Raw genomic sequence first — 22,036 nt, 5'->3', positions numbered from 1 at the left:
AAGCGACTGGAGTCGGTACTCAGAATATGGACGACCACACCCGCGATCCGTCGGTGGGACCGCCTCGCGGGAACCCGACGGGCTGGCGGGCGGACAGTCAGTGGGAGCACGCGACCCTCCGCCGGGCGGTCGTCCACGGCGTCAGGCTCTACAACGCCGGGGAGTATCACGCCTCACACGACTGCTTCGAGGACGAATGGTACAACTACGGCCGCGGGAACACGGAATCGAAGTTCTGCCACGGAATGGTCCAGGTCGCGGCGGGCGCGTACAAACACCACGATTTCGAGGACGACACGGGGATGCGCTCGCTCTTTCGAACCGCACTCGACTACTTCCGTGGCGTCCCTCGGGATTTCTACGGCGTGGATCTGCTCAACGTTCGGACCACCCTGACGAACGCGCTCGACGATCCGACGGCGCTGCACGGCTGGACGATCCGACTCGATGACGAGTCGCCCGAAGCGCGCCCAGAGGACGTCGAGTACGCTGCAACGCTCGACTGAGCTACCAGCCGAGTGCCGCCCGGCGCTCGTCGGCCATTGCGATGAACTCGGCGGTCCACGGCGACAGCGCCGGCCGATCCAGCGCCGCGTCGATCGACAGCCACTCCACGGCGGCGACTTCGTCCGGGGCGGCGATCCGTGCCTCGCCGTCGTCGTGCCGACACAGAAACACGACGTTCACGCAGGGCGTGCCGTCGTCGGCCGTGAACGCGTTGCTCTGGACGTACTGCGGGTCCGTTATCGCGATGGCGACCTCCTCGCGGACCTCGCGCCGGAGCGTGTCTTCGAGGACGTCCCCGGTCTCGCTCGCCTCGACCGTCCCGCCGACGAGCGCGAGCGCACCGGCGGCGTGGTCCTCGGCGGCCGCGCGCTCGACGAGTAGGTACTCGCCGTCGCGGTAGATCGCGGCCTCGGCGTTCACGGCGTATCGGCCGTCGCAGTCAGTCATGCGGCAGTTTCCAAGAAGAACGGTTCGTGATCACGGTACGTTCCGTGCCAGTACCGGACCACTCAAAAAGGCGGGGTCGTTAGGGATCGTAGATGCGAATCGAGCAGCTGGGCGACGGCGAGCCCGAAATCGCTGTCGTCGGCGGGATTCATGGCGACGAGCCGTGCGGCGTGCGTGCGGTCGAACACCTCATCGACACCCAGCCGGACGTCGAACGCCCGGTGAAGTGTATCGTAGCGAACGAGGAGGCGCTGGATCGGGAAACACGGTACGTCGACGACGATCTCAACCGAGTGTTCCCCGGCGATCCCGACAGCGCGTCGCACGAGCGACGCCTCGCCAGCCGACTCCTCGCGGAGCTCCGAGGCTGTCGGGTCCTCTCGATGCACTCGACACAGTCGTATGCGGACGCGTTCGCCGTCGTCGGCGGCGACGGACTCGCCGTCGCGGAGTCGGTCTGTCCGTATCTCACACTCGACGCGGTGATCGACGCGGGCGCGTTCACCGAGGGACGGCTCGTGGGGTACGCCGACGTGGTCGAAGTCGAGTGTGGCTACCAGGGCTCCGAAGAGGCCGCGACGAACGCCGTCGCCATCTGTCGGGAGTTCCTCGCCGCGGTCGGCGCGCTCCCCGGCGGCGAGCCACGCGCCAGCGACGTCCCACTCTACCGGCTGCAACACCTCATCCCGAAGGGGCCGGCGTCGGGCTACGAGGTCTTCGTCACCAACTTCGAGCGCGTCGCGGCCGGGGAGGCCTACGCGGCCGCCGGCGACGAGACGCTCGTCGCCGAGAAACCCTTCTATCCCGTGCTGATGTCGCCGTATGGCTACGAAGACGAGTTCGGCTACGCCGCCGAACTCGCCGGCAAATTCGGCGGTGAGCCGACGCAACCCGATCCCGAACAGCGACCATCGGGCGCAACCGAGTCGTGACCCGCTTGATCGTTCATCGGGTGTGAGGCCGGCAGAGAGACGGGTGTGACCATCCGTCCCTGCATCGAGACGGCGGATGAGCGCCTATCGCACCCCTTATGATGGGATCGTCCATCGGATCGAACGAGATGAACGCACTCCTTCACCTCGGCCTCGACCATCCAAACTTCGTCTGGATCGCCGTCACCGCCGTCCTCGCGTTCGCCGCCGGGCTCGGCGTCGCCACGCTCCGCGTTTTCACGGGCGAGGAAACGACTGCCGAGACCGAATCCGCCGACGAGCTACGATAGCGGTAGTTGGTCGTGGAATCCGGTAGACGACGGTCAGCCGACGCCGAACCGCGACGAACGCGTTGGGACGGTTCACGGCGAGGTGGCGGGCTCCCCATCGTGTGGCCGCAAGAACGTGAACGGATCGGCGGTGACCAGGTCATCGGATGCTTCGCCGGAGAACGTGTTGGACTGTTGTGACCCCAGCTGTAGGGTCTTGGCATCGGCATTGGACGAGAAGTCGATACCGTCGAGTTCCAGCCAGAACACGTTCGGCGTGAACGCCGATTCGAAGTAGTAGATCCGGTCTTTGTGATCCGCGACCGTTCGCCATCGCGTTGATGAGATGTGTGGCTCGTCGGGTGTGCCGATACCGTAGGGGACGGACACGTTGCGGAGCACGCTGAACACGCTCGCGGTCGCGGTGCGGCGATCCTCGACCTGCGGGATGGCGTTGATATAAAAGCGAGCACGCACGAACCGGTCTGCTGGCCGGTTCGTTCCGGGGAGCATGACGGTGCCGCCGATCTGATCCCAGTACTCGGCCAACGCGAGCTGCTTGTCGAACGTCGGCGAGTTGGTCATGACCTGGTAGTCGCGGTCGTGGTGAACGACGAGCTCGCCATCGATGAACTCCATGATGGCGCTGTCCCCGGTGGGATCCGACAACGACAGATGTAACGCCGCAAAGCGATCCTCGTCCGGCACCTGTTGGGTTACTATGACGAAATCCTCATTCCGGATCGCCTCGACGGCTTCGGCCACGGTAGCGAAACTGTCGAGCATGTACTGTGCCCACATCGAGATCGGCAGAGCGGACGCTTCGCCGTCCCAGTCGGGGTACTCCGACTCGGGCAGCCACAGCAGGTTAGCCATCAGCCCCGACTCGTTCATGCCATCGGTAGTACAGACGTCGTAGGCGGTAGTGACCACACTGCCGTACTCGGCCGTCCAACTCTCGTAGGGGAAATCGGTCTCGCTGTTGCGCTCGACGCCACGAGGCAGCACCCAGATATTGGAGCCGATTTCTCGCACCCAATCCATCGATCGAGCGGTCAGTACACGGCCCTCGGACCCGAGATAGACCAAGCGGCTACACATCGGCACACCAACCGAACGTGACCGCTCCGGCATTCGTCTTTGTGAGTGACATTCTCATGTCACTTGTTCCCATCAGACAAAAAAGCTATCGGCGCCGCTGGTGGATTGGACGGGATCGTGCGAACCGAGAACATCGATCCTGGTTTCCCACACAGGTCCGCCGAATCCGTGCAAAGTTCCTCGCTCGAAGCGGGTCGTTCACACCAGTTCTCCGAGTGAAACGACTGCTACCCACGTACGCTATCTACCACTCCGGACGATCCTCGAACCCGGACACGCTTTCGCTTCCCGTGTGGGTGGGTAGCATCGGATTCGCACCGACGCGCGGCGCCGCCGCTCGCGGGGTGGTTCAGGTATCGGGCGGGGCGAACTCGACGAGCGTCAGTTCCCGGTCGAGATGACAGTAGTCGTGTGGTGGATCACCGATCACCTCCTGGATTCGGTACTCGGCGTCGAAGTCGGCTCCGGCGGGTTCGCAGTGCTCGTGGCTCGGACACTCGGTGTGCGGGCACGGGCCTTCCAACCTCGCTTTGCTGCCGGCGTACGCGCTCTTGGGGGAGACGTTCGCCATCATGGGTGCGGGTTCGATGTCGACCGCCCGAACACCGGTATCGTGGACACCACATTCGAGCGTCTGAGTGTTCTCCCGAACCCCGGTAATGCGGTACTTCACCCCCTCGCGCAGGTTGAGACACTGATCGCGATAGGGACAGCCCTCACACGCGCTCGCCTCGCCCTGGTAGACGAACTCGGTGCCGACCTCCGCGAGCCGCGTCCCGACAAGTGTGATCTGTGACATGCCTCGAACTACGCCACGAACCCGAATAAGAACACGGCTTCGATGGTGAGGCCAGTATGATTCCACGCACGAGGTGCGATTCGCCGATCCACCGATGGGATCACGTGGGACGGCCCCGTACGGAGCCGCATGAGCGATCGAATCCCCGTGACGATCGTCGTGGACGAGGAGACGACCATCGACGTCGAACGGGGTGACACCCTGCGGGATGCACTGCTCGAACACGGCTTTCCGGTCTACGGCACGCTCTCGCAGTACGCCAACTGCGGCGGTCGGGGGCTGTGTGCGACGTGCACAGTAGAAATCGATCCCGCCCCAGAGCCGACCCACTGGCACGACGCCGCAGCCGTCCGGTTCGGGTATCCACGGCTCTCGTGCTGTATCGAGGTCGAAGAACCGCTGACGGTCGGCCTCCTCGACAAACACGTCTGGGGACAGGTGCTCCCGCGCCGAGTGACGACGGAGTGAGACGCCGTCCGCAGTGAGACGTCCTCACGGCCGCAGCCGAGAGCGTCCGAGCCGGCCGTTCGAGCGGTGCCGACGCCGAGTGGCGTCCACGCTGGGTTCCGGCTGGAATCTCGGGAGGATCGCCGCGACCGACCGCTATTCGTGTCCGGTCAGCTCGTCGAGTTGTTCGAAGTATTCCTCGCGAGGGACCTGATAGAGCCCTCGGTAGTCGACCTCACCGGCGGCGAAGCGCTCCGCGAGATCGATCGCTCCTGCGACGGCCGCTTCGTGGTCCTCGAACCGATCGGCGTCGCGGTCGACGTCGGGTTCGAGATACAGCGTGACGTACCACGAGTCGCCGGTGGTAGAGCGGTCGGCCCCCGGACGGCGCGACCGCCGGCCGTGGGTGAGGTAGATCGTCGGGAGACACGGAGCCGGGAACTCGTGACTGTCGAACACGTCCGGCCGGTAGACCAACACGCACCGCTCGGCCGACTCGTTCCAGACGTTCCAGCCGGCCGGAAGCGCGTCGAAATCGCTCACAAACCATCATCCGCGGCCGTCCCTCAAAGCGTTCGTGGTCGGACGACAGTCCGTCGAGATGGAATCTCTGGCGAGAGTAGGGACAACGGTTTTACGCATCCGACCCCTCCTATATTATAGTATTGGTGGGAAGCCCTACCATGCTATACCGCCCCGATGCGCTCCGCGGATCAGCTGTCCCGACACCGATCGTCGATCGCGTCGTTTCCCGACGAGAGCGCTACCCGTGAACACATGGCACGACAACGGCGCGCGCCGGCCCCCACCGGTGCGAACGCGCGGTCGGTAGCCAGTCCCCGTGTGAGCGGGGCGACGAGGTGACACAATGTCAGGCGATACCGAAACACTCGAAAGCCTCAGCGAGGAGTACCGGGCATCGATTCCGACGGACCTCCGCACGACCCGGCCGTTCCAGTGGTATCTCGACGAGGTCCACGACGAGCCACGGATCGCCCGCAACGCCCACCAGCGCGTCGCGGACATGTTCGATTTCTACGGTACCGAGTACGACGAGGAGGACGGCGTCGTCGAGTACCACCTCGCGAGCGAGGATCCCCTTTTCGACGGTGAGAACACCTTCTACGGCCGGGAGATCCACGAGGCGATCCACGAGTTCGTCAACAAGGTCAAATCCGGTGCGCGCGGGCTCGGTCCCGAGCGCCGGATCAAACTGCTCCTCGGTCCCGTCGGATCGGGCAAATCCGATTTCGATCGCCAGGTCCGTCGGTACTTCGAGGACTACACCACGCGCGAGGACGGGCGACTGTACACCTTTCGGTGGACCAACCTGTGTGACGTGATCGCCGATCAGGACCCCGCAGACGACGTCGTCCGGTCGCCGATGAACCAGGACCCGCTCGTCCTCTTGCCGCTCGATCAGCGGACCCGCGTGGTCGAAACGTTGAACGACCGCCTCGACGCACCGTACTCCATCCGGAACGAACAGGCGCTCGATCCCGCCTCGGAGTTCTACATGGATCGGCTGCTCGATTACTACGACGACGACCTCCAGCAGGTGCTCGAAAACCACGTCGAGGTCGTCCGACTGGTGATCGACGAGAACAAGCGCCGCGGGATCGAGACGTTCGAGCCGAAGGACAAGAAAAACCAGGACGAGACCGAGCTGACGGGGGACGTCAACTACTCGAAGATCGCGGTCTATGGGGAAAGCGATCCCCGCGCGTTCGACTATTCGGGGGCGTTCTGTAACGCGAATCGGGGTATCTTCTCGGGCGAGGAACTCCTCAAGCTTCAGCGGGAGTTCCTCTATGACTTCCTGCATGCGACCCAGGAGATGACGATCAAGCCGAAGAACAACCCCCGGATGGACATCGATCAGGTGATCGTCGGCCGGACGAACATGCCCGAGTACAAGGAAAAAAAGGGCGACGAGAAGATGGAGGCGTTCAACGACCGCACCAAGAGAATCGATTTCCCCTACGTCCTCCAGTACGGCGAGGAGGCCAACATCTACCAGAAAATGTTGAAGAACGCCGACGTGCCCGACGTCAACGTCGAACCCCATACCTTGGAGATGGCGGGCCTCTTCGGCGTGCTCACCCGAATCGAGGAACCCGACTCGGGCACCGTGGACCTCCTCCAGAAGGCGAAAGCATATAATGGAGAAATCGACGAGGCCGAGGACGTCGACGTGAAGAAACTGCGAGAGGAGGCGACCGAGACCGCCGAGATCGGCGAGGGGATGGAAGGCGTCTCGCCACGGTTCATCGGCGACGAGATCGCGGAGGCGATCATGGATTCGATGCACCGAGAGCGAAGCTTCCTCTCGCCGCTGACCACGTTCAACCACCTCGAATCGAACCTCGAGAACCACGGTTCGATCGCCGAGGACCTCTTCGACACCTACTATCGCTACCTCGAACTCGTTCGCGAGGAGTACAGAGAGCGCGCGATCGAGGACGTCCGGCACGCGCTGGCCTATGACTTGGACGAGATCCAGCGCCAGGGCGAGAAGTACATGGACCACGTGATGGCGTACATCGACGACGACACCGTGGAGGACGAGCTCACCGGGCGCGAACAGGGCCCCGACGAGACGTTCCTTCGCTCCGTGGAGGAAAAACTCGACGTGCCCGAAGACCGGAAGGACGACTTCCGCCAGGAGGTCTCGAACTGGGTCTCGCGGCGAGCGCGCGAGGGCGACACGTTCAGCCCCCAGGACAACGACCGACTCCGACGCGCCCTCGAACGGAAGCTTTGGGAGGACAAGAAACACAACATCAACTTCTCGGCGCTGGTTTCGTCCGGCGAGATGGACGACGACGAGCGGAGCGCGTGGATCGACGCGCTGCGCGAGCAGGGCTACTCCCGCGGGGGAGCCAAGGAGGTGCTCGAGTTCGCCGGCGCGGAGGTCGCCAAAGCCGAGATGGAGGAGTGATGACCGACCACGACCGGACTCACGACGAGTCCGTGCCGACCGACGAGGAACCCACCGTGATGGACGGAGCGGCGGGCAAGGACTACGTCACGGCCGCCGACCGCGCGCTCCGGGCGACCTACGAGGAGCCGATGAGCCTCGCCGAGTACGTGGACAGAGCGCTCGAAGAACCCGCGATCGCCGCCCACGCCGCGAAGTACCTCGTGAGCGCGATCGAGTCGATGAGTACTCGAACGGTGATCGAGGAGGGCGAAGAGAAGGAGCGCTACCGGTTTTTCGACGACCCGCACAACGACGGCGAGCACGCGATCCTCGGCAACACCGAACTCCTGAACGGGTTCGTCGACGACCTCCGGTCGATCGCGGCCCGCCGCGGAAAAGAGGAGAAGATCATCTGGTTCGCGGGGCCGACCGCGACCGGGAAATCGGAGCTCAAGCGGTGTCTGATCAACGGCCTGCGCGAATACTCGAAGACCGACGCTGGCCGGCGGTACACCGTCGAGTGGAACGTCGCGGGGGCGGGCGACGGACCGGGGCTGACCTACGGCGACGAATATCAGGACGACGAGGACGACTGGTACGCGAGCCCGGTCCAATCCCATCCGCTCTCGGTGTTCCCGCCCGAGGTGCGTGCGGAGATCGTGGCCGCGATCAACGACCGCCGCGACGACGAGATCCCGATCGTGGCCGAGAGCCGGCTCGATCCCTTCTGCCGGGAGGCGTACGAGTATCTCGAAGACCGGTACCGCCGCGAGGGTGTCGAGGATCGGTTCTCGGCGATCACGAACCCGAGCCATCTCCGGGTCAAGAACTACGTCGTCGATGTCGGTCGGGGGATCGGTGTACTCCACTCGGAGGATTCGGGAAGTCCCAAGGAACGCCTCGTGGGGTCGTGGATGGCAGGGATGGTGCGCGAACTCGAATCAAGGGGACGGAAGAACCCCCAAGCGTTCAGCTACGACGGCGTGCTTTCCCAGGGCAACGGCCTCCTCACGATCGTGGAGGACGCGGCCCAGCACGCAGACCTCCTCCGAAAACTACTGAACGTGCCCGACGAGAGGAGCGTGAAGCTGGACAAGGGGATCGGGATGGACGTTGACACCCAGCTGATGATCATCTCGAACCCCGACCTCGAAGCCCAGCTGAACCAGCACGCCGAACGCAACGATCAGGACCCGCTGAAGGCGCTCAAGCGCCGGCTCGACCGTCGGGAGTTCCGGTATCTCACCAACCTCTCGCTCGAAGCCGAGCTGATCCGGCGCGAACTCACGAACGAAACCGAAATCTGGCAGGCCGAGTCGTACAGCGAGCTGGCGACGAAGATCCGCGAGCCGCTCACCGTCGACGTGCGCGACGAACACCGGGTCAAAACGGTGGAGCTCGCGCCGCACACGGTCGCGGCGGCGGCGCTGTACAGCGTCGTGACGCGGCTCGACGACGACCTTCCCGCAGGACTCGATCTCGTCGACAAGGCGCTACTCTTCGATCAGGGCTACCTCCAGCGCGGCGACGAGCGCGTCGACGGCGACGAGTTCGAGTTCGAGGACGGCGCGGACGGCGAGTCCGGGATCCCGGTCACGTACACCCGCGACATACTCGCGGACCTGTTCTACGCCGAACGCGACCGCCACCATCCCGATCTCGCCGTGGAGAACGTCGTTCTGCCCCAGGACGTGCTCGACGCGATGGCCGAAGGGCTCGCGGACGCACCAGTGTTCTCGGCTGACGAGCGCGGCGAGTTCGAGAGCCGGGTCGTGACGGTGAAAAACGAGGTGTTCGACCGCCAGGAGGACGACGTGCTCGAATCGATGATGCGAGACAAGCGCGTCGACGAGGACACCGTCGCGGAGTACGTCGAGCACGTCTACGCGTGGGCGACCGACGAGCACGTCGCAAACGACCGTGGCGAGCGCGTCGATCCCGACCCGCTGAAGATGAAAGTGTTCGAGACCGAGCATCTCGGCCGGTTCGACCCCGAGAGCTACGACGGCAACGAGCCCTCGCCGGCAGTCAGAGAGTTCCGCACGGAGAACATCATCACCGCGCTGAATCGCCACGCGTGGCACAACCGCGACGAGGAGTTCCGAGCGAGCGACGTCGCGCTCACCGAGATCCCCGTGATCGACTCGGTGCTCGGAAGCTACGACTGGGACGACGTGCGCCGCACGTTCGAGGACTTCGACCCCCGCCAGTGGGACGACCCGCCGAGCGGGACCGAGACCGCCCGCTGCAAGGAGGAGACGATCGACAACATGATCGACCTGTTCGGCTACACCGCGGCGTCGGCGGAGCTGACGAGTCGGCACGTCATGAGCCAGATGAGCTACCAGTGGTCGCGGAGGGGCTGAGATGGGACTCCAGGACGACCTCGAACGCTACCGGGAAGTCGGCGAGGAGCGCCGCGAGGACCTCGCAGAGTTCATTCAGTACGGCGACCTCGGCGGGAGCCGTCCGGACTCGGTCCGCATCCCGATCAAGATCGTCGATCTCCCGGGGTTCGAGTACGACCAGCGCGATCAGGGCGGGGTGGGCCAGGGCGACGGCGACACGCCCGAGCCGGGCCAGCCGGTGGGGGAGCCACAGCCGGACGACGGCGACGAGGACGGCGAGCCGGGCGAGGAGGGTGGCGAGCACGAGTACTACGAGATGGATCCCGAGGAGTTCGCTCAAGAACTCGACGAGCGCCTCGGGCTTGACCTCGAACCCAAAGGCAAGCAGGTCGCCGAGGAGGTCGAGGGCGATTACACCGACATCACCAATACAGGTCCGGACTCCACGCTCGACTTCGAGCGGCTGTTCAAGACGGGGCTGAAACGGAAGCTCGCGATGGACTTCGACGAGGAGTACGTTCGCGAGGCGCTCCGGGTGGACGGGATGGGGCCACAGGCAGTCTTCGAGTGGGCGCGCGCGAACCACCTCCCGGTCTCCCGAGCGTGGATCGACGACGCCTACGCGAGCCTCCCGGCGGCCGAGCGCACGAGGTGGGAAAGCATCGAGGCGATGGAGGCGAACGTCGAACAGACCGACACCGCGACCCGGATTCGCCGAGAGGGGATCGATCACGTCCCGTTCCGCCGAGAGGACGAACGCTACCGCTACCCCGAGATCATCGAGGAGTACGAGAAAAACGTCGTCGTCGTGAATATCCGGGACGTCTCGGGGTCGATGCGCGAGGGTAAACGCGAACTGGTCGAGCGAACCTTTACGCCGCTCGATTGGTATCTCACCGGGAAGTACGACCACGCGGAGTTCGTCTACATCGCCCACGACGCCGACGCGTGGCGGGTCGACCGCGACGACTTCTTCGGCATCCGTTCCGGCGGCGGGACGAAAATCTCCTCGGCGTACGAACTCGCGAAGGAGGTCTTGGAGGAAGAGTACCCGTGGAGCGACTGGAACCGGTACGTGTTCGCGGCGGGCGACTCCGAAAATTCGAGCAACGACACTGAAGAGCGCGTCGTCCCGCTGATGGAGGAGATTCCGGCGAACCTCCACGCGTACGTCGAGACCCAGCCCTCGGGCAACGCGATCAACGCGACCCACGCCGAGGAGATAGAGCGGAGCTTCGCCGACGCGGGCGACGTCGTGGTGGCGTACGTCACCTCGCCCGACGATGTGGTCGACGCGATCTACCGCGTGCTCAACACGGAGGACAACGATGAGTGACCGCATCACCGCCCAACGGATCGCGCGCGAACTCGAAGCACCGGTCACGGAGGCCGCGAACCTCGCCCGGAAACTGGGGCTCGATCCCTACCCGGTGAACTACTGGATCGTCGATCACGACGAGATGAACCAGCTGATCGCCTACGATGGGTTCCAGACGCGGTACCCCCACTGGCGGTGGGGGATGAAGTACGACCGCCAGCAGAAACAGACCCAGTTCCTCGGCGGGAAGGCCTTCGAGATCGTCAACAACGACGATCCCGCTCACGCCTTCCTCCAGGAATCGAACTCGTTGGCCGACCAGAAGGCGGTCATCACCCACGTCGAGGCCCACGCCGACTTCTTCGCACACAACCAGTGGTTCGGGCTGTTCACGGGGGGCGAGACCCCGAACGCCGCGACGATGCTCGCGCGCCACGCCGACACGATCGACGAGTACATGAGCGATCCCGAGATCGACCGCGAGGACGTCGAGAAGTGGATCGACACGATCCAGTGTCTCGACACCAACATCGATCGCCACCAGGCGTTTTCGAGCGCGACCGAAGAGGAGGGTGAAACCGTCGAACTCGACGACATCGCCGACCAGCTCGACGACCTCGATCTCGGGGCGGACGTGGTCGACGAGGTGTTCGACGAGGAGTGGCTCGAATCCCAGCGCGACGACGAGGAGACCGCCACGATCCCGAAAGAGCCCGAACAGGACCTGCTCGCCTTCTTCTGGCGACACGGGATGGCGTACGACGAGGAGGCGGGCAAGGCGGTCGAGATGACCGAATGGCAGCGCGACGTCCTCGAAATCCTTCGACGCGAGGCGTACTACTTCGCGGCCCAGCGGATGACGAAGGTGATGAACGAGGGGTGGGCGGCGTACTGGGAGTCGATGATGATGGGCGAGGAGACGTTCGCGGGGGCCGACGAGTTCCTGAACTACGCCGACCATCAGGCACGCGTGCTCGGCTCGCCCGGACTCAACCCCTACAAGCTCGGCAAGGAACTCTGGGAGTACATCGAGAACTCCGTGAATCGCCGCGAGGTCATCGAACGTCTACTCCGGGTCGAGGGGATCACATGGCGGAACTTCCACGACGTGATCGACTTCGAGACCGTTCAAGAACAGCTCGCGCCCGATCCGACCGTCGACGTGATTTCGCGGGAGCGACTCGATGCGCTCGATCCCGACGATCCGCGGATCGACGGCGAATCCCTCGAACGCGCACGGGCAGGCGAGATCGACGTTGAGAGCTATCCCTGGAAGGTGTTGACCGAGGCGGGGATGGCCGAGCGCCACTACTCGCTCGCGAAACCCCGGAATCGCGGATTCGTCCGGCGGACGAGTCGCGAGGAGCTCGAACGCGTCTCGCGCTACCTGTTCGACGGGGAGCGCTACGAGAGCGTCGACGACGCGCTCGCCGAGATCGATCGGTCGGCGGGATGGAACCGAATGTTCGAGATCCGCGAGAGCCACAACGACGTCACCTTCATCGACGAGTTCCTCACCCAGGAGTTCGTCGACGACAACGACTACTTCACCTACGAGTACACCCAGGCGACCCGGGACTTCCGGGCGACCTCGACCGACTACGAGGACGTCAAGAAGAAGCTCCTGCTCCAGTTCACCAACTTCGGCAAACCCACGATCACCGTTCACGACGGCAACTACAACAACCGCAACGAACTCCTCCTCGCCCACCACTACAACGGCGTGATGCTCGACGTCGAACAGGCGAAACAGACCCTCGAACGCGTCTACGACCTCTGGGGACGGCCCGTGAACCTGAAGACCGTCGTGAAGGAGATCGACGAACACGACCTCGAAGTGGCGAAGCGCCGCGAGCGCGAACCCGACCCCGAGGAGCGCGGGAAGCTCATCCGCTACGACGGCGAGAGCTTCACCACCGAGGACCTGGCGTGGGAGGCGGTCGAGGAGATCGCGGCGACGGACGTCGACTACGACACGAAACCCGACGAATGGCTCGCCTGAAGACGGAGGGTCTTGTGGCTCCATCGCGTACCAGAAGGCGATGACCGACACCGCCGTTGTCTGGTTCCGGACCGATCTCCGGACCCACGACAACGAGGCACTCGTCCGCGCCGTCGACGAGTATGATACTGTGCTCCCGGTGTACTGCTTCGACCCGCGCGAGTTCGACGAGACGATGTTCGATCTCCCGAAGACCGGTCCCTACCGAGCGCGATTCCTCGTCGATAGCGTCCGTGACCTCCGAGGATCGCTGCGCCAGGCGGGCGGCGACCTCCTCGTTCGACAGAGAAAGACCGAGAACGTCGTTCCGCAACTCGCTGCCGAACACGGGGCCGACATCGTCCACTACCACACGACGCCAGCGACCGAGGAGCGCGCCATCGAGAACGGTGTGACCGACGGGCTCGACGAGCACGGAATCGATAGTCGTGACTTCTGGGGCAAGACGCTGTATCACGTCGAGGACCTCCCGACTCGCGTCGAACGGATCGACGACACGTTCACGCCGTGGCGACAGACCGTCGAGGACGGTGCGACGGTGCGCGATCCCCTCGATGCCCCCACGTCGATCGTCCTTCCAAAGAGCGCTGGCGACGAACCGGGCACGATCCCGACGCCAGGTGACCTTGGGATCGAGGAACGCGAACCGGACGATCGGGCGGCGATCGAGTTCGTCGGCGGCGAGTCGGCTGGGCTCCGGCGGCTGACGGAGTACGTCTGGGAGGGCGATCACCTGCGCGAGTACAAAGAGACCCGGAACGGACTCCTGGGTGCTGACTACTCCTCGAAGTTCTCGGCGTGGCTCGCGGTCGGCTGTCTCTCGCCCAGGCTGATCCACGAGCACGTCGAGCGGTACGAGCGCGAACGAGTTGCCAACGACTCGACGTACTGGCTCGTTTTCGAACTCCTCTGGCGCGATTTCATGACGTTCCAGTTCGAAAAGCACGGTGCCGATTTCTTCACGCCGACGGGGATTCGGGACGTCACGAAGGAGTGGCGACACGACGAGACGGCCTTCGAGCGGTGGGCAGCCGGCGACACAGGGGTTCCGTTCGTCGACGCCAACATGCGCGAACTCAACGAGACAGGGTTCATGTCGAACCGTGGCCGCCAGAACGTCGCGAGCTTCCTCGCCGACGCGCTCGGGATCGACTGGCGAAAAGGGGCGGCGTACTTCGAGTCGCGACTCGTCGACTACGACGTGTGCTCGAACTGGGGGAACTGGGCGTACCAGGCGGGCGTCGGCAACGACTCGCGCGACGGCTACTTCGACGTGCTCGGCCAGGGCGAGCGCTACGACTCGAATGCGGCGTACATCAGACACTGGTTGCCCGAACTCGACGCGCTCCCTGCCGACGCCTGTCACGAACCCTGGAAACTTTCGTCGGTCCAACAAGAAATGTACGGCGTCCAGCTCGGCGAGGACTACCCGGAGCCGATGATCAGCGTTGAAGCGGTGTACGACCGGCTGGACGGCTGATTCCGTTTTGCGAGCGCGGCTGGCGGCCCGTCAGTCGTCGACTGCGGCGTCCGCGTCCGGAGCGTCCGGCGTGCCCGTCCGCCCGTGCTGTCCGGTGAGGTCGGTCGAGCGCCACCCGCCGCGCCGGAACCACAGGTACGCGATCGCCGCGCCGGCGACGTTCGAGATCGCAAACGAGAGCCAGATGCCCGGCGTGCCGAGCGGGTCGGCGACGAGCCACGCGAACGGGACTCGGATCACCCCGAGCATCAGGATCGAGATCGCGGCGGCGACGGTAGTCTGACCGGTGCCGCGGAAGCCTCCGGTGTAGGCGTACATGATCCCGATGAACCCGAACGTCGGCGCGACGTAGCGGAGGAATCGCGCGCCGATGTCGATCACTGCCGCGTCGGACGTGAACACCGCCACGATCGGGTCGGCCGCGATCCACGAGACGATCCCGAGAACGGTGAGACCGACGAACATCGCTTTCGCTGCGAGGCGGTTGGTCTGTGCAGCGCGGTCCGGCTTGCCAGCACCCACGTTCTGGCCCGTCATCGTCTCGACGCCCTGCGAGAGCGCGATCGCGGGCAGGAACACGACCGAGAACACCCGTGTCCCGATGCCGTACGCGGCGACCACCGACGTCGAGAACGTCGCGATGATCACCAGCATCAGGTTGATCGAGATCGCCCGGCCGGTCCCCTCGATCGACGCCGGGATACCGATCCGGAAGAGCGTCTTGGCGAACTCCGGATCGGGAACCATATCGCGGAGATTGATCGTCACGCCGCGCGAGCCACGGACCATGATCGCGAACCCGACGACGAACGCGATCGCGCGTGAGAACACCGTCGCGATCGCCGCGCCCTCGACGCCGAGCTCGGGGACCGGCCCCCAGCCGAGGATCAAGATCGGATCGATCGCGACGTTGAGCACGACCGTCCCGGCCATCACGAGCATCGGCGTGATCGTGTCGCCGTAGCCTCTCATCAGCGAGACGAACATGAAGAAGCCGAACACGAACACGAGCCCCAACGCGTAGACCCGCATGTACTCGGTCACGAGCACCGCGACGGCGGGCGACGCACCGAGCAGCCGGACGAACTCGTCGACGAACGGGTAGCTGAGCAGCCCCAGCACGATCGAGCCGATGATCGCGATCGAGACCGTCTGGGAGGCGGCGTAGGCGGCGCGCTCCTCGTTGCCAGCGCCGGTATGCTGGGCAACGAGAACGCTGCCGGCGACCGAGAGCCCGAGCGCGAGCGAGATGAGAAAGAAGACCATCGGGAACGCGAAGCTGATCGCCGCGAGCGCGTCCGTGCTGTACTGGCCGAGCCAGAACGTATCAGCGAGGTTGTAGGCGGTCTGGAGCAGGTTCGTGATCACGAGCGGCAGCGAGAGGTAAAAGAGGGGTTTCGCGATGCCGCCGGACGTGAGATCGAACTCCTCGCGCGACTTGAACACGCTGGCGAGCCGTTCCCGAATCCTCATTCGGCGGCGACCTCCCAGCCGTTAGCGAGTAACTGACTCCGGACGTACTCGACGAACAGCTCCTGGGTGACGTCGGCCGACTGTCCCTCGGTCACCCAGCGGACGTGCGCGCCATTGAACAGCGTCACGAGGAAGGTCGCGACCCGGTCAGGATCGACGTCGCGGAAGACGCCCTGCTCGATCCCCTCGGTCACGATTGCCCGGCACTGGTCGTGGACGAACGCGTCGAACTCCGCGATCCGCTCGCCGAACGCGTCGTCGTAGGGGACCTGGGCCTTGATCGCGAGGATCGCGGTCTGGAACGCGCGCTGGTCGTCGCGCTCCGGCGGCGTCAGCGCTCTATCGATGAACGCCACGAGCCGCGCCGCGGGATCGTCGTCATCCGGAGCCCGGAGTCGGTCGGTGAAGTCCTCGTAGAGTGCGGCGAGAAAGGCGAGCAGGAGGTCCTGCTTGGTGTCGTAGTGGTAGTGAAGCGCGGCCTTGCTTTTGCTCGACTCGTCCGCGATGTCCTGCATCGTGAGATCCGCATAGCCATGTTTGCAGAGCGCGGCGTAGGTCGCACGAATGAGTTCGTCGGTCATTGTTCGTTGCTGCTAACTGGCCAGTCAGTCAAGTAAGGGTTTCGGAACATGTCGGTTCGCGAGAATCGGACGTTCTGATCGTTACGCTCGTGGCCACGGACAGTCGTTCGAGATGGTCGTGACTACCGTGGTGAGCTTCGTGAAAACGGATGTAAGTCGTTTCGTCGTTCGTGCGACCGCCGGCCGACTTACTGTCGGGTGAGGTTGGTCGCTCGGGGTCCTTTGTCTGCCTGTTCGATGTCGAATTCGACTTCGGTGTCCTCTTCGAGATCCGGGCCGCCGATATCTTCCATGTGGAAGAAGACGTCCTCCTCGGAGTCCTCAGAGTCGATGAAACCGTAGCCGCCAGTGTCGTTGAAGAAGTCGACCGTACCTGTTGCCATTGCAAATAGACACAACCCCCGTTCGGTAATAAGCGTTCCGCGAGGGGCGATATCATGGACCTCCAGACTCATTCTCTATCGAAGAGCCTCGTGCGTTGACCGTCGGCTAGTCGACAGTAGCGACCGCTTTCCGGACCAGTTATAGAACAGTCTCCGGCAAAATTCGGCCGAAGAACGCTCCGTCTGGGATTTGAACCCAGGTCGTGGGCTCGAAAGGCCCGCATGATTGGCCGGACTACACCAACGGAGCTAGCTACGGTCTTTCGTTTCCGATACCCGAGTTTAAGCGTTCCGTTCCGGATCTACTTCCCTTCGAACTCGGGCTCGCCGTCACCCATGAACGCCGTGACGCCTTCCATGAGGTCGTCGGTGTTGACGAGGTGGCCGAACGCCTGCGACTCGATTTCGAGGCCTGCGTCGGTGTCCTCCCAGCCACGAAGCATGGCGCGTTTCGTGAACTTCTGGGCGATCGGCGGACCGGCAGCGAGGTCCGCGGCCTGCTCGAACGCCGCGGATTCGAGGTCCCCGTCGACGACCTCGTTTACGAACCCGAACTCCGCCATCTCGCTCGCCTCGTAGCGCTCGGCGGTCAGAATGATCTCCTTCGCGCGGCCCATCCCCACGATCTGCTGGAGGCGCTGCGTACCGCCCCAGCCCGGGAGGAGCCCGAGGTCGAGTTCGGGCTGACCGAACTCCGTGCGCTCGGTCGCGATCCGGAGGTCGGCACACGTCGCGAGCTCCATCCCGCCGCCGAGACAGTAGCCGTCGATCCCCGCCACGACCGGCATGTCGCACTCTTGGAGCTTGCCGAACGTCTGCTGGCCCTTTCGTGAGAGTTCGATCGCGTCGAGCGGGGCAGCGCTCGCGGCCATCGACTGGACGTCCGCGCCCGCCGAAAAGGCCTGATCGCCCGCGCCGACGATCAGGAGTGCGCGCACGTCGTCGTCGGCTTCTAACTGATCGATCGCGGTCCCGAGCTCGTCGAGCAGGTCGAGGTTGATCGTGTTCATCCGGTGAGTCCGATCGAGCGCGATCCTCCCGACCTGCTCGCCGGGGTAGCTGACCTCGATGTTCTCGAAGGCGACCTCCCCCGTGTCGCCGTCACCGTTGCGGTCGTAGAACCCGCCCGATTCGGCGGCCTCGGCGAGGTAGTCGGCGGGTTCGTACCGCGCTGCGCCGGTCTCGCCGTGGAGGTCGTCGAGCGTGGCGTGGAGATCCTCGAGCCCGCGTTCGTCCGCGAGCTTCGCCGGCCCGCTCGGGAAACCCGCGCCGAGCATTACGGCCTCGTCGATGTCACTTGCCGGCGCGACGTCGCCACCGATGAGCTTCGCGACCTCGTTCGCCATCACCGCCAGGAGTCGGGATTCGATCGTCTCGCTGCCGGCATCGGTCGGAATATCGGCCCCTTCACCGTCTTCGTAGTCGTAGAATCCGGTTCCGGTTTTCTTGCCGAGTTCGTCGTTCTCGACCTTCTCGGCGAGCAACGGACTCGGCTCGTAGGCCCCGCCCAGCGTCTCGTGCATGTACTCGAGAACGTGGTAGCCGACGTCGATCCCGACTTGGTCAGCGAGTTCGAAGCTCCCCATCGGGAGGCCCATATCGAACTTGGTCGCGCTGTCGACTTCGGCGATCGTGGCGACGTCCTCCTCGACCAGCCACGCGGCCTCGTTCATCAGCGGCACGAGAACTCTGTTGACGATGAACCCCGGACTGTCCTTCCGGACGCGCACGGGTGTCTTGCCGAACCCCTCAGCGAGCGCCTCGACGGTGTCGAGGGTCTCGTCGGCGGTTTCGGCCCCGGCGATCACCTCGACGAGCTGCATTCTCACAGGAGGATTGAAGAAGTGCATCCCGCAGAACCGCTCGGGTCGGTCGGTGACCTCCGCGAGGTCGGTGATCGAGAGCGAGGAAGTGTTCGTGACGAACAGCGCCTCGTCGGGGGCGTGCTCCTCGACTTCCCGATAGACGTCCTGTTTGATGTCCATCTTCTCGGGCACGACCTCGATCACGAAGTCCACCTCGGAGACCGCATCTCCGAGCTCGACCACCGGCGTCACGCGATCGAGCGCGGCGTCGGCCTCCTCCTCGCTCAGCTGGTCGCGCTCTTCGAGCTTGCCGAGGCTCCACTCGATGTCGTCGTAGCCGCTTTCAACCAACTCCTCGTTGATGTCACGCAGCCTGACTTCGTAGCCCGCGAGCGCCGCGACCTCGGCGATGCCGTGTCCCATGTTCCCCGCGCCCAGCACCGCGATGGTTTCGATGTCCTCGGCGTTCATGACTCACTAGTCGGTCTCGCCCGCGTGGTTTCAACGTTTCCCTCCCGTAGCTTCGCCGTGGAACGACACCGTCGATCGCCGCCCCGATCGATGAGTTTAGAAACTCCTCGTGAGTTTATTTCTGGGTACGAAGCTACTTGTCACCGGGGTCTGTAATGACCGATCATGGACTATGCGCTTTCCGAGGAGCAACGACAGATCCGCGACGAGGTCCGACGGTTCGCCGAAAACGAGATCGCGCCGATCGCGGGTGAGTACGACCGCGAGGAGAAGTATCCCCACGACCTGATCGAGACCGCCGCCGAGATGGGGATGCTCGGCGCGAGCATCCCGGTCGAGTACGGCGGCGCGGGCTACTCCACCCTCGAAACCGCTCTCGTCATCGAGGAGCTGTTCGCGGTCGATCCAGGGATCGGCCTCTGTGTGTCGAGCACCGGGTTCGGCAGCGAGGCGATCCGGGAGTTCGGCACCGACGAGCAGAAAGAGGAGTACCTGCGGCCGCTCGCGAACGGCGAGGCGATCATGGGCGCGGCGATCTCCGAACCCGACACCGGCTCGGACGTCTCCTCGGTCTCGACCCGCGCGGAGAAGGAGGGCGACGAGTGGGTGATCGACGGCAACAAGATGTGGATCACCAACGGCTCGGTCGGCGATTTCTTCGTCGTGCTCTGTAAGACCGATCCCGACGCCGAGGGCCGTTATAATGGTTTCAGCCAGATCATCGTCGAGGCTGATAGAGAGGGGTTCACCGCCGAGAAGATCACCGGCAAGCTCGGGATTCGGGCATCGGACACCGCCGAACTCCTCCTCGACGGGGTTCGCGTCCCCGAAGAGAACCTTCTGGGTACTCGCGGCGCGGGCTTCCTCCAGCAGATGCAGTTCTTCGACGAGACCCGGACCGGGGTGGCCGCCCAGGGCGTCGGCATCGCCAAGGGCGCACTGGAGCGGGCACTCGATTATGCCCAGGAGCGCGAGCAGTTCGGCCGGCCGATCGGCGATTTCCAGGCGATTCAGCACAAGCTCGCCGACATGCACACCACGACCGAGGCCGCCCGCCAGCTCACCTACAAGTCGGCGTGGAGCGTCGAAAACACCGACGAGCAGCTCACCACGCTCGCCTCGATGGCGAAGGAGTTCGCCTCGAAGGTCGCGGTCGACGTCGCCGACGAGGCCGTCCAGATTCACGGTGGGTCGGGCTACGTCGACGACTTCGATGTCGAACGGTTCTACCGGGACGCCAAGATCACCCAGATCTACGAGGGTACGAGCGAGATCCAGAAGAACGTGATCGCGCGCGAACTCCTCGGCAAAGGGTTCTAACCCCACCGTCCCTCGTCGCGGGTGTACTCGTCGCTACTCGATCGGTGTTTACGTGCCAGCCTCCAACCCACCGGCGATGAGACACGGAGGTGCTCGGGACGAACCACGAGAACGGGCCGCGACCGCCGTCGGAACCGATGCCACGACGTCACGTCGGGCGATCGGCGGTGATGTGACGGAAGTACAGTCCGAGACGGGCGGTCGCCGATGACGACGGTGCTCGATGCAGTCATGACCGTCCACACCGTCTTTGCTGCCCTCTGGACCGGTGGTACGCTCGTGATCGCCGGGATGGTGGTCCCCGCAGCGCGCCGGGAGCTGCTCGGCGAGAAGGCAGTCTCGCTCATCACCCGGCGATTCGGGTATCTCACGATCGCCTCGGTGCTCCTCTTGCTGTTCTCGGGTGGGCACCTCGCCGGCACGCTGTACACCGCCGAGTCGCTCACGTCGACAGGGCGTGGCCATCTCGTCCTGTCGATGGTGGGGCTGTGGCTCGTCCTCGCGATCGTACTGGTCGTCGGATTTCGTCGGCTCAATCCGTCCTCCGGGTCGTCGACCGCGACCGCGGCGACGGCGGCGCGGCCGTGGTTTCTCGTCGCGAGCGTCGTCTCGCTCGCGCTGCTCGTCGTTGCCGGACTGCTGTGAGGTGACGAACGGAAAACTGCGACGGTGAGCGAGGCGCACACGAGTGCGCCCGGCGCTGTTTCGTTGGCCGACGCCGCTCGGGACAGACCCAGATCGACGAACAACGCCATCGTCAAACGCACCGCGGACGAGGGATCGGTATGGACGAACTCAGGGAGGATCCGGTGATGGCCGAGTTGATCGACGAGCACGGATCGCTCGAACTCGAACCCGCCGACAACGAGTTCCGGCGACTCGTGGTCACCATCATCAACCAATCGATCTCGACGGCCTCGGCGGCCGCCGTACGCGAGCGCGTGTTCGATCTGCTGGAGGAGGTCACCCCCGAAACGGTGCTGGGAGCCGACGAAGAAGCCCTCCGAGACGCCGGTCTCGGCGAGGCGAAGACCGAGTACGTCAGAAACGCGGCGCGGGCGTTTCAGGAACGCGATCTCACCCGAGCGGGCCTCGCGGACGAGAGCGACGAGGCGGTGATCGACCACCTCACCGAAATCCGTGGTATCGGGGCGTGGACCGGCCGGATGTATCTGATCTTCGTCCTCGGCCGAGAGGACGTGTTCCCGATCGGCGATCTCGCGGTGCGCCGCGGAATCGAATCCCTGTACGGTGAGATGACCCGCGAGGAGATGCACGAACTCGCCGAACGGTGGCGACCGTACCGATCGATCGCCACTCGCTACCTCTGGGCACACTACGAATCCTGATCGGCCGATAGGTTTTTTACTCCGACAATCAAACGAACACATCCCGGCTGACCCGCCACCACCCAGTCGGGACGTGGGAGG

General features: G+C 64.5%; 20 protein-coding genes and 1 tRNA gene. 12 read left to right on the top strand and 9 right to left on the bottom strand.

Annotated features, from left to right (window positions below; translation table 11 throughout):
• The first annotated feature begins 26 nt into the window (after positions 1–26).
• Complete coding sequence (locus tag PHA81_RS03855) at positions 27–506, top strand: DUF309 domain-containing protein (RefSeq protein ID WP_273835343.1); 480 nt, start codon at positions 27–29, stop codon at positions 504–506.
• Position 507: 1 nt separating this feature from the next.
• On the opposite strand, the gene PHA81_RS03850 is transcribed toward PHA81_RS03855, so the two are convergent.
• Positions 508–954, bottom strand: coding sequence for an NUDIX hydrolase (locus PHA81_RS03850; RefSeq protein ID WP_005044481.1), 447 nt, complete (start codon positions 952–954; stop codon positions 508–510).
• 92 nt (positions 955–1,046) lie between these two features.
• On the opposite strand from PHA81_RS03850, the gene PHA81_RS03845 reads away from it, so the two are divergent.
• Both PHA81_RS03845 and PHA81_RS03840 read left to right on the top strand, forming a co-directional pair.
• Positions 1,047–1,886 carry a succinylglutamate desuccinylase/aspartoacylase family protein gene (locus PHA81_RS03845; protein WP_273835340.1) on the top strand — a complete coding sequence of 280 codons (840 nt, stop codon included), beginning with the start codon at positions 1,047–1,049 and terminating at the stop codon, positions 1,884–1,886.
• A gap of 128 nt (positions 1,887–2,014) precedes the next feature.
• Positions 2,015–2,176, top strand: a complete 162-nt coding sequence (locus PHA81_RS03840; protein WP_273835338.1) for a hypothetical protein — start codon at positions 2,015–2,017, stop codon at positions 2,174–2,176.
• Positions 2,177–2,248: 72 nt separating this feature from the next.
• Here the strand turns inward: PHA81_RS03840 and PHA81_RS03835 are convergent, their stop codons facing one another.
• The gene (locus PHA81_RS03835) at positions 2,249–3,256 is read right to left on the bottom strand and encodes a linear amide C-N hydrolase (RefSeq protein ID WP_273835550.1); all 1,008 of its coding nucleotides are present in this window, start codon (positions 3,254–3,256) and stop codon (positions 2,249–2,251) included.
• 349 nt (positions 3,257–3,605) lie between these two features.
• Entirely contained in the window at positions 3,606–4,055 is a 450-nt protein-coding gene (locus PHA81_RS03830; RefSeq protein ID WP_273835337.1) for a UPF0179 family protein, read from the bottom strand.
• Positions 4,056–4,184: 129 nt separating this feature from the next.
• Between PHA81_RS03830 and PHA81_RS03825 the strand changes: the two genes are divergently transcribed.
• Positions 4,185–4,523, top strand: coding sequence for a 2Fe-2S iron-sulfur cluster-binding protein (locus PHA81_RS03825; RefSeq protein ID WP_273835336.1), 339 nt, complete (start codon positions 4,185–4,187; stop codon positions 4,521–4,523).
• Between the two features lie 135 nt (positions 4,524–4,658).
• Here PHA81_RS03825 and PHA81_RS03820 read toward each other — a convergent pair whose 3' ends face one another.
• Complete coding sequence (locus PHA81_RS03820) at positions 4,659–5,045, bottom strand: DUF5820 family protein (protein WP_005044476.1); 387 nt, start codon at positions 5,043–5,045, stop codon at positions 4,659–4,661.
• A 325-nt stretch (positions 5,046–5,370) separates the two neighbouring features.
• On the opposite strand from PHA81_RS03820, the gene PHA81_RS03815 reads away from it, so the two are divergent.
• From PHA81_RS03815 to PHA81_RS03795, 5 genes are read left to right on the top strand one after another with little or no spacing between them, the layout of a single operon-like run.
• The gene (locus tag PHA81_RS03815; RefSeq protein ID WP_273835334.1) at positions 5,371–7,443 is read left to right on the top strand and encodes a serine protein kinase PrkA; all 2,073 of its coding nucleotides are present in this window, start codon (positions 5,371–5,373) and stop codon (positions 7,441–7,443) included.
• 59 nt (positions 7,444–7,502) lie between these two features.
• Positions 7,503–9,791, top strand: a complete 2,289-nt coding sequence (locus PHA81_RS03810; RefSeq protein WP_273835547.1) for a kinase anchor protein — start codon at positions 7,503–7,505, stop codon at positions 9,789–9,791.
• A 1-nt stretch (position 9,792) separates the two neighbouring features.
• The gene (locus tag PHA81_RS03805) at positions 9,793–11,109 is read left to right on the top strand and encodes a YeaH/YhbH family protein (protein ID WP_005044474.1); all 1,317 of its coding nucleotides are present in this window, start codon (positions 9,793–9,795) and stop codon (positions 11,107–11,109) included.
• On the top strand, positions 11,102–13,093 hold the full coding sequence (locus PHA81_RS03800) for a SpoVR family protein (RefSeq protein WP_273835332.1): 1,992 nt from the start codon (positions 11,102–11,104) through the stop codon (positions 13,091–13,093). The genes PHA81_RS03805 and PHA81_RS03800 overlap by 8 nt, the downstream gene beginning before the upstream one ends.
• A 40-nt stretch (positions 13,094–13,133) precedes the next feature.
• Positions 13,134–14,573: a DASH family cryptochrome gene (locus PHA81_RS03795; protein ID WP_273835330.1), complete on the top strand. Its 1,440-nt coding sequence runs from the start codon at positions 13,134–13,136 to the stop codon at positions 14,571–14,573.
• 30 nt (positions 14,574–14,603) lie between these two features.
• Here PHA81_RS03795 and PHA81_RS03790 read toward each other — a convergent pair whose 3' ends face one another.
• From PHA81_RS03790 to PHA81_RS03770, 5 genes are all read right to left on the bottom strand, one after another.
• Positions 14,604–16,046, bottom strand: coding sequence for an MATE family efflux transporter (locus PHA81_RS03790; protein ID WP_005044470.1), 1,443 nt, complete (start codon positions 16,044–16,046; stop codon positions 14,604–14,606).
• Positions 16,043–16,627: a TetR/AcrR family transcriptional regulator gene (locus PHA81_RS03785; protein WP_005044469.1), complete on the bottom strand. Its 585-nt coding sequence runs from the start codon at positions 16,625–16,627 to the stop codon at positions 16,043–16,045. Before PHA81_RS03785 ends, PHA81_RS03790 begins: the two co-directional genes overlap by 4 nt.
• A gap of 188 nt (positions 16,628–16,815) precedes the next feature.
• A complete protein-coding gene (locus PHA81_RS03780; protein WP_005044468.1) occupies positions 16,816–17,010 on the bottom strand; it encodes a cold shock domain-containing protein in 195 nt (64 codons plus the stop codon).
• Between the two features lie 175 nt (positions 17,011–17,185).
• Positions 17,186–17,260, bottom strand: a tRNA-Glu gene (locus tag PHA81_RS03775).
• Positions 17,261–17,312: 52 nt separating this feature from the next.
• Complete coding sequence (locus tag PHA81_RS03770; RefSeq protein WP_273835328.1) at positions 17,313–19,286, bottom strand: 3-hydroxyacyl-CoA dehydrogenase/enoyl-CoA hydratase family protein; 1,974 nt, start codon at positions 19,284–19,286, stop codon at positions 17,313–17,315.
• 165 nt (positions 19,287–19,451) lie between these two features.
• Between PHA81_RS03770 and PHA81_RS03765 the strand changes: the two genes are divergently transcribed.
• From PHA81_RS03765 to PHA81_RS03755, 3 genes are all read left to right on the top strand, one after another.
• Entirely contained in the window at positions 19,452–20,606 is a 1,155-nt protein-coding gene (locus PHA81_RS03765; protein ID WP_273835325.1) for an acyl-CoA dehydrogenase family protein, read from the top strand.
• A gap of 207 nt (positions 20,607–20,813) precedes the next feature.
• Positions 20,814–21,251 carry a CopD family protein gene (locus PHA81_RS03760; RefSeq protein WP_273835323.1) on the top strand — a complete coding sequence of 146 codons (438 nt, stop codon included), beginning with the start codon at positions 20,814–20,816 and terminating at the stop codon, positions 21,249–21,251.
• Between the two features lie 140 nt (positions 21,252–21,391).
• Positions 21,392–21,955, top strand: a complete 564-nt coding sequence (locus tag PHA81_RS03755; protein WP_273835321.1) for a DNA-3-methyladenine glycosylase 2 family protein — start codon at positions 21,392–21,394, stop codon at positions 21,953–21,955.
• Positions 21,956–22,036: the final 81 nt, after the last annotated feature.

Source organism: Halococcus sp. PRR34 (assembly GCF_028617175.1).
Classification (GTDB): Archaea; Halobacteriota; Halobacteria; order Halobacteriales; family Halococcaceae; genus Halococcus; species Halococcus salifodinae.
Note: the sequence above shows the minus strand (reverse complement) of the source record. Positions and strands in the feature narration are given on the sequence as shown.

Coding starts and splice junctions, on each gene's coding strand:
- PHA81_RS03855 (WP_273835343.1), top strand. CDS start 27: ATGGACGACCACACCCGCGATCCGTCGGTGGGACCGCCTCGCGGGAAC.
- PHA81_RS03850 (WP_005044481.1), bottom strand. CDS start 954: ATGACTGACTGCGACGGCCGATACGCCGTGAACGCCGAGGCCGCGATC.
- PHA81_RS03845 (WP_273835340.1), top strand. CDS start 1,047: ATGCGAATCGAGCAGCTGGGCGACGGCGAGCCCGAAATCGCTGTCGTC.
- PHA81_RS03840 (WP_273835338.1), top strand. CDS start 2,015: ATGAACGCACTCCTTCACCTCGGCCTCGACCATCCAAACTTCGTCTGG.
- PHA81_RS03835 (WP_273835550.1), bottom strand. CDS start 3,256: ATGTGTAGCCGCTTGGTCTATCTCGGGTCCGAGGGCCGTGTACTGACC.
- PHA81_RS03830 (WP_273835337.1), bottom strand. CDS start 4,055: ATGTCACAGATCACACTTGTCGGGACGCGGCTCGCGGAGGTCGGCACC.
- PHA81_RS03825 (WP_273835336.1), top strand. CDS start 4,185: ATGAGCGATCGAATCCCCGTGACGATCGTCGTGGACGAGGAGACGACC.
- PHA81_RS03815 (WP_273835334.1), top strand. CDS start 5,371: ATGTCAGGCGATACCGAAACACTCGAAAGCCTCAGCGAGGAGTACCGG.
- PHA81_RS03810 (WP_273835547.1), top strand. CDS start 7,503: ATGGACGGAGCGGCGGGCAAGGACTACGTCACGGCCGCCGACCGCGCG.
- PHA81_RS03805 (WP_005044474.1), top strand. CDS start 9,793: ATGGGACTCCAGGACGACCTCGAACGCTACCGGGAAGTCGGCGAGGAG.
- PHA81_RS03800 (WP_273835332.1), top strand. CDS start 11,102: ATGAGTGACCGCATCACCGCCCAACGGATCGCGCGCGAACTCGAAGCA.
- PHA81_RS03795 (WP_273835330.1), top strand. CDS start 13,134: ATGACCGACACCGCCGTTGTCTGGTTCCGGACCGATCTCCGGACCCAC.
- PHA81_RS03790 (WP_005044470.1), bottom strand. CDS start 16,046: ATGAGGATTCGGGAACGGCTCGCCAGCGTGTTCAAGTCGCGCGAGGAG.
- PHA81_RS03785 (WP_005044469.1), bottom strand. CDS start 16,627: ATGACCGACGAACTCATTCGTGCGACCTACGCCGCGCTCTGCAAACAT.
- PHA81_RS03780 (WP_005044468.1), bottom strand. CDS start 17,010: ATGGCAACAGGTACGGTCGACTTCTTCAACGACACTGGCGGCTACGGT.
- PHA81_RS03770 (WP_273835328.1), bottom strand. CDS start 19,286: ATGAACGCCGAGGACATCGAAACCATCGCGGTGCTGGGCGCGGGGAAC.
- PHA81_RS03765 (WP_273835325.1), top strand. CDS start 19,452: ATGGACTATGCGCTTTCCGAGGAGCAACGACAGATCCGCGACGAGGTC.
- PHA81_RS03760 (WP_273835323.1), top strand. CDS start 20,814: ATGACGACGGTGCTCGATGCAGTCATGACCGTCCACACCGTCTTTGCT.
- PHA81_RS03755 (WP_273835321.1), top strand. CDS start 21,392: ATGGACGAACTCAGGGAGGATCCGGTGATGGCCGAGTTGATCGACGAG.